We start from the raw sequence: 12,034 nt of genomic DNA on the forward strand, positions 1-12,034 counted from the left end.
GGGTTTACTCTTTCCTCTATCACGCAGGTTTTTATGCTCGGTATTTTTTATTCGCTACTTGCTTCAGCTCTTTTTGGTGGACTCTATTATCTCTCAACCTTATTACGTCCACTTGCTGGAGTAGAGGTTTTTGGTTTTAGAATGTTGTTAATGTTCCCGTTTATGTTGATACTACTGTTTGTAGTGCTACGCAAGCGCGCGGAATTTGTCAATTTTTTGCAAAGAATCCAACGTGAACCTTATTTAATTTTCGTCCTGATGCTCACCGCAACCCTCTGTGGTGTGCAAATGTGGCTTTTTTTATGGGCACCAAACAGTGGCAAAGCCATTGATGTATCTATTGGCTATTTATTAATGCCGATTACAATGGTGATTGTCGGTAAATTTGCTTATAAAGAGCAACTTTCAAAACTCAAAATCTTAGCTATTATCTTAGCTTTTGTTGGTGTAATGAGCAGCGTGGTGGCAAGCGCTTCACTTTCATGGGCAAGCGCCTTAGTTTTCTTGGGCTATCCAGCTTATTTTATGGTGCGCAAAAAATACCAAATTAGCCATATCTATAGCTTTGTCTGTGAAATTGCGCTGCTTTTGCCTGTGGCAGTGTGGTTTATTAGCCAAATTGAGCTTGCTCCGATTTTAGAGGTAAATCCTCGTCTCTATTTTTATCTCTTTTTACTCGGCCTATTTAGCGGAGTGGCTTTAATGTCTTATACTCTTGCTAGCACACTTTTACCTTTTAATATGCTTGGGCTGTTGGGTTATGTGGAACCTTGTGTGATGATGCTAGTTTCTTTCTTAATTGGTGAGCGGCTTGATCCTAGCGCTTATACCTTGTTACTCTGTTTAAGTTTTGCCATCAGTTGTTTGATTTTAGACGGCATCGCCTTGATGAGAAGGAAAAAACGTCTGGAGAGAGCAAATGCTTAAAGGGATTCTTGCGGCATTGACGGCCAACATTCTATTTGGTTTAGGCTATTATTTTGCTATTTTACTGCAACCTCTTAGCGACCAACAGATGCTCGGTTTTCGAATTATTATTCTTATGCCAATCATACTATTTGCGATTTTTGCTTTCCGCCAGCAATATGCATTTCGTGAGCTTTGGCAAAAAATCTGTCAAAAGCCAGCGCTTGTTATTGTGATGGTATTGCTGACATTGAACACCGGCGTACAACTTTGGCTCTTCTTATGGGCACCAAATAATGGGCAAGCACTGCAAGTCTCAATTGGCTATTTGCTATTACCCATTGTAGCGGTGCTCTTTGGTAAAATCCTCTTTAAAGAACACTTTTCACCTTTAAAATGGTGGGCGGTGAGTTTTGCCATATTAGGTGTGGGAAGCAATATTTTAATGAGCAGTGCAATTTCGTGGGCAACGTTTGTAGCAGGATTCGGCTACCCTATTTACATTGCTCTACGGCGTTATTTCCAGATTAATCACCTCGCTACTTTTTGGCTAGAACTGGCATTACTGCTACCTTTTGCACTCTATTTTATCAGCACAACTGAGCTTGAAATCGTGTTAAGGCAAAATACGTATTTTTATCTTTATCTTGCGCTGCTTGGCATTGTCAATGGCGCAGCATTTATTCTGTATATTTCAGCAAGCAACTGGTTGCCAATTAATGTGCTAGGTTTAATTGGTTATGCCGAGCCCTTAGTGATGTTACTGATTTCCTTTGCCATTGGCGAAGTGCTGGAGGCAAAATCCTATTTATTAATGTTTTGTTTACTCTGTGCAATTGCTTTGTTGAGTGTAGATAGCTTTAAGGAAAATCGAGATTAAATAATGACGCCACCAGCAATGAAACTTATCCGCCTTGCTTTAAATGTACCTCTTGCCCGTTTTTTTGATTACCTCTTGCCAGAGGAAATATCTACGGAGATCGGCGCAAGAGCCGTTGTACCTTTTGGACGGCAAACAAAAATAGGTGTTGTGGTGGATTTGCCAATCCAAAGTGATATTCCCAGCGATAAATTGAAGCCAATCACCGCGATATTAGATCAACAATCCTTATTTGACGATGAAATTTGGCAACTTTTAAACTGGGCGGCAAATTATTATCACGCGCCGCTGGGAGAAGTGCTAATGAGTGCTTTGCCTGTTAAATTACGTAACGGCGAAAGTAGCAAACGTACACAGCCTGACTATTTTGTTGTTACCGACATTGGGCGAAACGCATTATTAAGTGGTGAATTAGCAAGAGCCAAAAAACAGCAACTCTTACTGGAAACCCTAGCGCAATTTGCTCATTTTTTTGAAAAACCAACCGCTTGCGCTCTATCCGTTTGGAAGGGGTTAATGGAAAAAGGCTATATCAAAAAAACCGAAATCCCTTATCAAGCGGTGAGTTGGCAACAGAAATTAGCGAATCAACCTATTTGCAATCGTCAAAATCGACTGACGTTAAATAAACAACAAAGTTTAGTGGTAGGACGTTTAAATTACCATGAAGGTTTTGGGGCATTTCTACTAAATGGGGTGACAGGCTCAGGCAAGACAGAAGTCTACCTTCAGGTGATTGAAGAGATATTAAACCAAGGCAAACAAGTATTAGTGCTTGTACCTGAAATTGGTCTAACACCACAAACAATTCACCGCTTTAAAGCCCGCTTTAATGTCGAAATTGATGCTTTACATTCTAATCTAAACGACAATCAGCGGTTAAATGCGTGGCTGCGGGCGAAAAATGGAGAAAGTGCGATTGTAATCGGCACGCGTTCCGCCCTATTCACGCAATTTCACAAGCTCGGACTAATTATCATCGATGAAGAGCACGATAGCTCGTTCAAACAGCAAGACGGTTGGCGTTATCACGCACGTGATTTAGCCGTATTGCGTGCAAGAAATGCAAACATTCCGATTATTTTAGGCTCAGCAACGCCAAGTTTAGAAAGCGTGCAAAATGTACAGAATGGTAAATTCATTGAATTACAACTGAGCCAACGCGCAGGTGGTGCAAACAATGTTAAACAGCAGGTCATCGATCTGAAAACACAGCGTATCTATTCTGGGCTTTCTGAACAGCTTTTAGCCAAAATGCAACACCACCTAGAAAAAGGCAACCAAGTGATGTTGTTCTTAAATCGACGAGGCTTTGCTCCTGTGCTACTTTGCCATGAATGCGGTTGGATCTGCCAGTGTGAAGCCTGTGATAAACCCTACACCTACCATCAAAAAAGCCGTATTTTACGTTGCCATCACTGCGCATCTCAACGTGTAATCCCGAGACAATGTGGCCATTGCGGTTCTACCCATTTAATCACAACAGGCATGGGGACTGAACAGCTGGAACACGTGCTTACAGAGCGTTTTCCACAGTTTACGATCTCTCGTATTGACCGAGATAGTACCGCTCGTAAAGGTTCACTAGAACAGCATTTAACGGATATTCAAGCTGGTAAAAGCCAGATTTTGATCGGTACTCAAATGCTGGCTAAAGGGCATCACTTCCCAAATGTAACCTTGGTTGCGATTGTCAATGTGGATAGCAGTCTATTTTCCACCGATTTCCGTGCAGAAGAACGTCTTGCTCAACTCTATTTGCAAGTGGCTGGGCGTGCAGGACGTGCTGAAAAACAGGGGGAAGTGGTGTTACAAACCCATTATCCCGAACACCCTTTGCTCAAAACCCTGTTAAACGAAGGCTACTTGGCATTTTCAATAGAAGCATTAAAAATGCGGAAAGTGATGAACTTACCGCCATTTTCGGCTCAAGTACTTATTCGAGCAACAGGGCGAGATAACGATAAAGTAGCAGAATTTCTACATAATCTGACCGCTTGTTTACAGACGATGATTCAAGATAACCAATGGCAAGGATTTCAAATTTTAGGGGCTTTTTCTGCTCCAATGGCAAAAAAGGCGGGACATTATCGTTGGCAGTCAATTATTCAGCATTCACAGCGAACAATGCTGCAAAAATTGCTTTCACTATTTGATGAGGTTAAAACACAATTCTTACGTAATGATATTCGCTTAACAGTGGATATTGATCCACAAGATGTAACATAATTACAAATAAGAATAATTATTGATAAAAACATAAAAAACACGTAGACTTCACGCGTTTTTGTTCATTAACAAACATTAAAAGGAGACCTCCATGAAAAAATCCCTTTCTACTTTGGCTCTCGCCTGTTCAACCCTCTTCTCTACGAATGCATTTGCTGCAGAAGAGATTAATATCTACTCTTACCGCCAACCTTATCTCATTGAGCCTATGCTCAAAAATTTTGAGAAAGATACCGGTATTAAAGTAAACATTATCTTTGCTGACAAAGGCTTGGTTGAACGTGTGAAAAAAGAAGGTGAGCTTAGCCCAGCTGATGTATTACTCACTGTAGATATTGCACGTGTTATGGAAATTGTAAACGCAGGTTTAGCACAAAAAGCGGAATCACACGTTTTGCAAGAAAATATTCCCGCTCAATATCGTGATTCAAATAACGAATGGTTTGGATTAACGACTCGTGCTAGAGCGATTTACACCTCTAAAGAACGCGTAGGCAAATTGCCAGTAGGCTTTGACTATTTAGACTTAGCCAAACCAGAATATAAAGGCAAAGTATGTGTGCGTTCAGGTAAAAACTCTTACAATGTGTCATTATTTGCCTCAATGATTGCTCACTATGGCGAAGAAAAAACTAAAGCATTCTTACAAGGTTTAAAAGCTAACCTTGCCCAAAAACCACAAGGTGGCGATCGAGATCAAATCAAAGCAATCAAAGAAGGCGTATGTGATTATGCGCTAGGTAACAGCTACTATTACGGTAAATTGTTAGATGACGAAAAACGTCGTGCTTGGGCTGAAGCCGCAGAAATCAACTTCCCGACAGGTCAATTTGGCACACACGTAAATATTAGTGGTGTAGTCATTGCGAAACACGCGCCACATAAAGAAAATGCGATCAAATTGATTGAATATCTCAGTGGCGATAAAGCACAAGCTCTCTATGCAAAACTTAATCACGAATACCCAGTAAAAGTTGGCGTAGAGCCATCAGCAATTGTGAAAGGCTGGGGCTCATTTACTGCAGACACCATCAAATTAGAAGAAATTGCAGCTAATTACGAAAAAGCATTGAAATTAGTTGATGAAGTTAAATTTGATGAGTTTGATGCAAAATAATACCTCATCAGTGCGGTAAACTTAAGTTTGTGCAATTCCAACTCCCCTCTCCCTGCTTTGCCAAAGAGGGGAATTTGATCAAACATTATTAAATAATGAAACTGAGTTACCTTAGCTGGAAAATCATTGCTTTACTGATTACTTTAATTACCCTACTTCCCTTATTAGCGATTGGCTATCATGCCGTTGATGGGCAGTGGCAAAATTTATCACATTTGTGGCAAACAATGCTTGGCACTTATTTGATAAACTCTACACTGCTTGTATTTGGCACGGTGCTTCTTGCACTTTTTTTTGCATTACCAAGCGCTTGGATCGTGGCAAATTACCGCTTTTACGGGCAAAAAGCCTTACAATGGCTGCTCTGTTTACCCTTAGCAATGCCGGCTTATTTAGTCGCTTATCTTTATACCGACTTATTAGATTATTCAGGCAATTTCCAAATACTATTGCGATCACTATTTGGCTGGAGTACACCGCAAGATTACTGGTTTCCGCAAATTCGCACTCTTTATGGAGCCTGCTTCGTTCTTGCCTTAGTGCTTTATCCTTATATTTTCCTGCTGGTGCGAGTTGCTTTATTAGAACAATCTGAAAACTTAGTCCAAAGTGCCCAAATACTAGGTGCAAAACCTTACCAAATTTTTCAGCGTATCACCCTTCCGCTGATTCGCCCTGCGATTGCTATTGGGATTGCCTTAGTCGCCATGGAAACATTGAGTGATTTTGGCACAGTTGCCTATTTTGCTATCCCAACACTCACCACTGCCATTTATGATTCATGGCTTGGCTATCATGATTTAGGTACAGCAAGCCAAATTGCAATTTTTATGTTATTAATGGTGCTAGTTTTTTTACTGTTGGAACAATACAGTCGCCACCGTCAAAAAAGCTATCAACGAGGTTATGAGAAAAAAAACTCTTTCAAAACCCTCACAGGCTGGAAATTGAGGCTGGCGCAGGTATGGTGCTGGGGCTTACTTGCTCTCGCCTTTTTCTTACCGCTTGGCCGGTTACTTTATTGGTCTTATGAATATTTTGAAGAATCCTGGAATTTAGATTTTGTACAATATGCGCTAAATAGTTTGAAAGTCTCTATTCTTGCAGCGATATGTAGCGTATTTGTTGCGATCTTATTGCATCTAGCTCATCGTTTATCTTTTGGTAAATTTTCGTCTAAATTGACCCGCTTGTCGCTTTCACTTTCATCGTTAGGTTATGCGATTCCAGGCACCGTGCTGGCAATTGGCTTACTTTCTCCTTTAACCTTTGCTGATCATCAACTACACGCTTGGCTTAAAGCATTACATTTATCACCTGTTGGTTTGATTTTCTCGGGTTCACTTTTTGCCTTAGTCTTTGCCTATACAATTCGCTTCTCGGCAATGGCGATCGGCAGCCTCGAAACCTCACTCGGTAAAATTTCACCATCATTAGATATGGCAAGCCAAACATTGGGCAAAAGTGGTATTTCAATGTTCCTGAATATACATGTTCCTTTGATTTATAAAGGAATTATTACCGGAGGATTAATGGTTTTTATTGAAGGGATGAAAGAACTAAACGCCTCTTTGCTACTACGTCCATTTAATTTTGACACCCTTGCGACACACGTTTTTGCGTTTACTTCTGATGAGCAATTAGAGCAAGCAGCAATGCCTGCTATCGTGTTAGTTTTAGTCGGATTATTGCCCGTAATTTGGCTCACTAGGGCATTAGTCTCACAATCGGAAAAAGAACGCTAAAAATATAGAGATAACTTATTGCATCATTGATATCATTTTTACGCAACAAGTTGTACACGATGAGGAAAATATGTCTGTATTAACCATTCAAAACCTTAATCTCAGCTTTGGCTCAACGAATGTGCTTAAAGAGTTGTATCTAAACGTGAATGAAAATGAAATCATCTGCCTACTTGGTGCAAGTGGCTGTGGAAAAACAACCTTACTGAAAGCCATTGCAGGCTTGTTGCCGATCGAGCAAGGTGAAATTCAGCTTGCCGGCTGTTGCTTAAAAAGCAAAGCAGTGGAAGATCGTAAAATCGGGCTGATTTTCCAAGATTATGCGCTGTTTCCACATTTAACTGTTGCCGAGAACATTCAATTTGGATTAAGTAAATTGCCCCGTTCAGAACAACAACAAATCACCGTGCAAATGCTATCAGTCGTAAAATTACAAGGCTTTGAACAGCGTTTCCCCCACGAATTATCGGGCGGTCAGCAGCAACGTGTTGCAATAGCAAGAGCATTAGCCTGTAACCCCGAATTGTTATTGCTTGATGAGCCTTTCTCTAACATTGATAGCCAAACTCGCTATGCTATGATTCAAGAGATTAAGCAAATTCTCAAAAGCCAAAATGTCCCTGCGATTTTTGTTACCCACAGTAAAGAAGAGGCTTTTGCTTTTGCTGATAAAATTGCGGTAATGGCTCAAGGTAAAATTGTGCAGTTTGGTACGGCAAGCGAGCTTTACCATACTCCTATCAATTCATTTGTGGCGGATTTCCTTGGTGGTACAAACTATTTGGCATGCTTTGTCAGTGATAAGAAAATACTACACAGCCCTATCGGTGAATATCGTCTTTTCCCTGAAATGCAAATTACCAAAGGGCATTATCAATGGTTGCTTCGCCCAGAACAATTGCACCTCAAAAGCAGTGAACAAGGCGTTGGAGAGATCTGCAGTAAATTGTTTTTAGGTTTATATTATCGTTATCAGGTGAAAGTCAATGAAGTAGAATTGACCGTTTATCAAAACCAAGAATTTAATCTCGCACAGCGAGTTGAAATTAGCTTTAAAATCCGAGAATTTATTCTATATTAAAAAGGCAGAGAATCCTCTCTGCCTCTGTGTAGATTAACCTAAAATCTTGGCGAGCTCTGCGCTCACTTGTTCAACAGGCTGTGTGCCATCTAAGCGATGATAAACAGTATTGCCCGCTTCAGCCTCTGCGCTATAGTAGGCAATTAATGGTTTAGTCTGTTTGTGATAAATTGCCAAACGCTCTAATACTGTTTCTGGTTTGTCATCTTGGCGGATAATTAAATCTTCGCCCGTCACATCATCTTTACTTTCCACTTTTGGTGGGTTATACACCACGTGGTAAGTACGACCTGATGGCTGATGCACACGACGTCCGCTCATACGTTCTACAATCACCTCATCTGCAACATCAAACTCTAAAACAAAATCAATTTTCACACCAGCTTCTTTTAATGCATCCGCTTGCGGAATAGTGCGAGGGAAGCCGTCTAATAAGAAACCGTTGGCACAATCTGGCTGAGCAATACGATCTTTTACCAATGCAACTGTCAGTTCATCTGGCACCAATTTGCCTTCGTCCATAAGTGCTTTTGCTTGTTTACCTAGTTCTGTGCCTTCTTTAATTGCTGCACGGAACATATCCCCCGTAGAAATTTGTGGAATGCCAAATTTTTGCATCATAAATTGTGCTTGCGTGCCTTTACCTGCACCAGGTGCACCTAACAAAATAATTTTCATAGAACCTCTATAACAGTGAAACAAAGAAATAGGCGGTAACCTTACCGATTACCGCCCCAAATTGCAAATTTTTTCAAGATTTTGACCGCTTGTTATGCGTTTACTCAAATTCTTAGAAAGTGTAGTCCGCTTTTAGACGGAAATCACGACCTGCACCCGCTAAACTACTTGCGCCAGCACGTTGGCTATGGCTCTTATAATTTTTATTGAATGCATTATTCACAGCAAAGTTAAGCGTTAAGTTTTTATTTGCTTCCCAGCTTGCGTAGAAATCATTCACGCCATAACCTGCTTGTTTAACATTGGTGCTAGCTGCATTTGAACCACGGCTAGGGGTGCCTGTTTCACCTTCCACAAAGCGACCTTTCCAACCAATTTCAAGACTTGGTTGTTCAAATTTATAAGAAATTGCAGCAGTCCATGTACGACCGGTTGCCACTGCATATACCGTGCTATCTAAACTTGCACCATTGAAGGTGTAAGTTTCTGGTTTGCTATCTGCCACGCCTAAACGGAATTTGAAACCGCCTTGTTTATAAGCTGCACCTAATTCATAGCCGTGGTTACGTACTAATGCAGAATTCACGATGGTATTATTCAATACAGCGTGAGCATCTTTCACTTTTTGCCAGAAGTAGCTACCATTTAAGGAAATTTGGTCATTGTAATCATAGTTGAAACCAATTTCTGTGTTACGCGCTTTTTCTGCTTTTAAGTTATCCGCTACACTACGCACACCAGAACCACTTAATGCCACTTCATACAAACGAGGGCTACGTGTTGCATAGTTTAAATTGGTATTTAAGCTAAATCCTGTTGCCACTTCCCAAATTAAACCTACACTTGGATTAAATTCACCATCACTCGCTTTTTTGCCGTTATTCGCTTTAAAATCGAAATGATCATAGCGTAAACCTGTTGTCATTGTGACAGGCCCGAATCCCCAGATACCTTCTGCATAAACACCGATATCTTCTTTTTCTTGACGATTCGTTACCCCTGTCGCTTCAAGCACACCAGTTCTACGATTTTTCGCAAAAGCTTCGATCGAATTTGGTTTCCCTTCTTGATGGCGGTAATTTACCCCATATTTCACTAAATGATTGCTACCAATTTCAGAATCAAAGTTAATATTTGCACCTTTAGTCGTCACTTTAGTTTTAGAATGGCTATCTGTTTCTTCACGAGATTTCTCCATCACATAAGCATTTGCCTTTAATTCTGTGATAAAACCTAAGTTTTTGCTAATCCATTCAAGATTCGTGGTATTTTGCGTAGTAATACGATAACGCGGTTGGTTATTTTCATCATTAGCAACCGTAGCCCCATTCTTATCTAATAAGTAATAAGTCGGCTTACCACTGCGACCAACACCTGCTCGTGCACCTAAGGTATAACCTTGTTTTTCTTTCTCTTTTGTTAGCGTTTCAGCAGTTGCCCAATCTTGTGAAAAATCAAACTCTTCACGTAATGCACGTTCACCATGATAACGTTCTTGGCGATGGCTTAACACTAAACGGTTATTTTCATTAATATCAAAACCTAATTTTGCTAATAAACCACGCTGGCCTAACGCACTATTTTTAACTGTATCGCTGCCCTCTTTATTCGTGTAGCCTTTACCGCCTTTATAATTTTCGGAGGTTTCCCAGTTACCACTTAAAAGTGCATCAAATGCTCCAGATTTTCCGTAAACGCTAGCTCCTTGTGAATGACCTTTATTACTGCTTACGCCTGCATTTAATTTAAAGCCAAATTCCTGCCCTTCGCGTAATAAATCTTGTGCATCAACGGTTGTTGCCTCAATTGAGCCACTTGTTGCACCAATACCTGCGCTCGCAGAGCCTGCACCTTTACGCACATCAATACGTTTGATTAGGCTCGGATCTAACATAAAACGGCTTTGGTGATGGAAAAGCTGAGTATCGCTATATGTGTTATCAACTTTGATATCAATTTGGTCTTGTCCCATCCCGCGGATAGTCGTCCATTGAGATGTGCCACCAGTACCACCACCAAAGTTGATTGCGGGTTCTGCGCTTAACACGCCTCGCAAATCTTCTTTCGTTCCTTTATTTAAATCTTGCAATGTCACGACATTTGTTCTGCTTTTTGCCCCTGCGTTTTCAGCAACTACAGAAACGACACCAAGATGAGCTACTTCTTCAGCATAGGCAAGAGAAGAAACAGCAACAAAAACAGCCGCAGCCAGTTGTGTTTTAACGAATCGCATAAAAGTTCCTTATGTAAGTGTAAAAATTTGTAACTTTTGGCATTCTAGCAATCATTTAATAAAAATCAATATCACTTGTAAAAAAATTGTAATGTTTTTAATTTCTATTTACAAAAATCAAAATATGCTTAGAATTGAGAAGTTTTTTCATTTAATAAGGACCTTTATTATGTTAAAAAAAACCTTAGTTGCTCTTTCTCTCTCAGTATTCGCACTTTCTGCGTTTGCTAAAGATGTCACGATCCCAACTGCACGTGGTGAAGTCGCGCTTTCTACACCTAGCAAAATCGCCGTTTTTGATACCGGCAGTATTGATACATTACACGCGTTAGGAGTCAAAATGGATGGCGTGGCAGAGGTAAGCAAAGTGTTACCTTATGTCAAACCCTCTATTGAACAAGCTAAAAATGTTGGCACGGTTTTTGAGCCAAATTTAGAGGCATTAAATGAATTAAAACCAGATCTCATTATTGTTGGTACTCGCACTGCAAAAAAATTTGATGATGTCAGCGCCATTGCGAAAACAATTGATATGACCGACAACGGTGATAAGTTAATTGAAAGTGGCTTAACTCGTATCGATAGTTTCGGTAAACTTTTTGATAAAGAGACTGAAGCTGAAAAATTAAAAGCTGAAATTGAATCCCTGTTTAACGAAACGAAAGCCGCCGTTAAAGATAAGGGCAATGGCCTAATCATCTTAGTAAATGGTGGCAAAATTGCCGCATTCGGTTCAGGCTATCGCTTAAGCTGGATTCATAACGATCTTGGTGTACCAATGGCAGATCCGAACTTAAAAGCACAAGGACATGGTCAGCCAGTAAGCTTTGAATTTATCCAAAAACTTAACCCAGACTGGTTATTTGTGCTCGATCGCATTGCGGCTATCGGTCAAGAAGGTCAAACCGCACAACAAGTACTTGATAATGAACTTGTACGCCAAACAAATGCGTGGAAAAATGGTCATGTGATCTACCTAAGCTCTGCCTCTTACCTCGCTCCAGGTGGTGTTGAGCAGATCAAAACCGACTTAACTAACATCAAACAAGCATTTGAGAAAAAATAATCGTCATTAACAAGCGGTTGATTTTGCAGAATTTTTTGCAAAATCAACCGCTTGGTATTTTCTTCCCAACACTAGGGAAATAATAAGCGAAGTAAATAA

At 40.3% G+C, this 12,034-nt stretch carries 9 protein-coding genes; 7 read left to right on the forward strand and 2 right to left on the reverse strand.

The features are described from left to right. Positions 1-33 precede the first annotated feature (33 nt). The 6 genes from rarD (F542_RS07785) (at position 34) to F542_RS07810 (ending at position 7,958) form a co-directional block, all read left to right on the forward strand. A complete protein-coding gene (gene rarD / locus F542_RS07785) occupies positions 34-927 on the forward strand; it encodes an EamA family transporter RarD (protein WP_015432044.1) in 894 nt (297 codons plus the stop codon). Then, on the forward strand, positions 920-1,786 hold the full coding sequence (gene rarD / locus F542_RS07790) for an EamA family transporter RarD (protein ID WP_015432043.1): 867 nt from the start codon (positions 920-922) through the stop codon (positions 1,784-1,786). The genes rarD (F542_RS07785) and rarD (F542_RS07790) overlap by 8 nt, the downstream gene beginning before the upstream one ends. Before the next feature lie 18 nt (positions 1,787-1,804). Continuing rightward, positions 1,805-4,015, forward strand: a complete 2,211-nt coding sequence (gene priA, locus F542_RS07795) for a primosomal protein N' (protein ID WP_025267248.1) — start codon at positions 1,805-1,807, stop codon at positions 4,013-4,015. Between the two features lie 91 nt (positions 4,016-4,106). Continuing rightward, positions 4,107-5,132: a Fe(3+) ABC transporter substrate-binding protein gene (locus F542_RS07800; RefSeq protein WP_015432041.1), complete on the forward strand. Its 1,026-nt coding sequence runs from the start codon at positions 4,107-4,109 to the stop codon at positions 5,130-5,132. Between the two features lie 95 nt (positions 5,133-5,227). Further along, positions 5,228-6,877 carry an ABC transporter permease gene (locus F542_RS07805; RefSeq protein ID WP_015432040.1) on the forward strand — a complete coding sequence of 550 codons (1,650 nt, stop codon included), beginning with the start codon at positions 5,228-5,230 and terminating at the stop codon, positions 6,875-6,877. A gap of 70 nt (positions 6,878-6,947) precedes the next feature. After that, on the forward strand, positions 6,948-7,958 hold the full coding sequence (locus tag F542_RS07810; RefSeq protein WP_015432039.1) for an ABC transporter ATP-binding protein: 1,011 nt from the start codon (positions 6,948-6,950) through the stop codon (positions 7,956-7,958). A gap of 33 nt (positions 7,959-7,991) precedes the next feature. Here the strand turns inward: F542_RS07810 and adk are convergent, their stop codons facing one another. Further along, positions 7,992-8,636, reverse strand: a complete 645-nt coding sequence (gene adk / locus F542_RS07815) for an adenylate kinase (protein WP_015432038.1) — start codon at positions 8,634-8,636, stop codon at positions 7,992-7,994. Between the two features lie 112 nt (positions 8,637-8,748). Then, positions 8,749-10,869 carry a TonB-dependent receptor domain-containing protein gene (locus F542_RS07820; RefSeq protein WP_025267249.1) on the reverse strand — a complete coding sequence of 707 codons (2,121 nt, stop codon included), beginning with the start codon at positions 10,867-10,869 and terminating at the stop codon, positions 8,749-8,751. A 169-nt stretch (positions 10,870-11,038) separates the two neighbouring features. Here F542_RS07820 and F542_RS07825 point away from each other — a divergent pair, with 169 nt between their 5' ends. Next, the gene (locus F542_RS07825) at positions 11,039-11,935 is read left to right on the forward strand and encodes a siderophore ABC transporter substrate-binding protein (RefSeq protein ID WP_015432036.1); all 897 of its coding nucleotides are present in this window, start codon (positions 11,039-11,041) and stop codon (positions 11,933-11,935) included. Positions 11,936-12,034: the final 99 nt, after the last annotated feature.

Source organism: Bibersteinia trehalosi USDA-ARS-USMARC-188, from assembly GCF_000521725.1.
Classification (GTDB): Bacteria; Pseudomonadota; Gammaproteobacteria; order Enterobacterales; family Pasteurellaceae; genus Bibersteinia; species Bibersteinia trehalosi.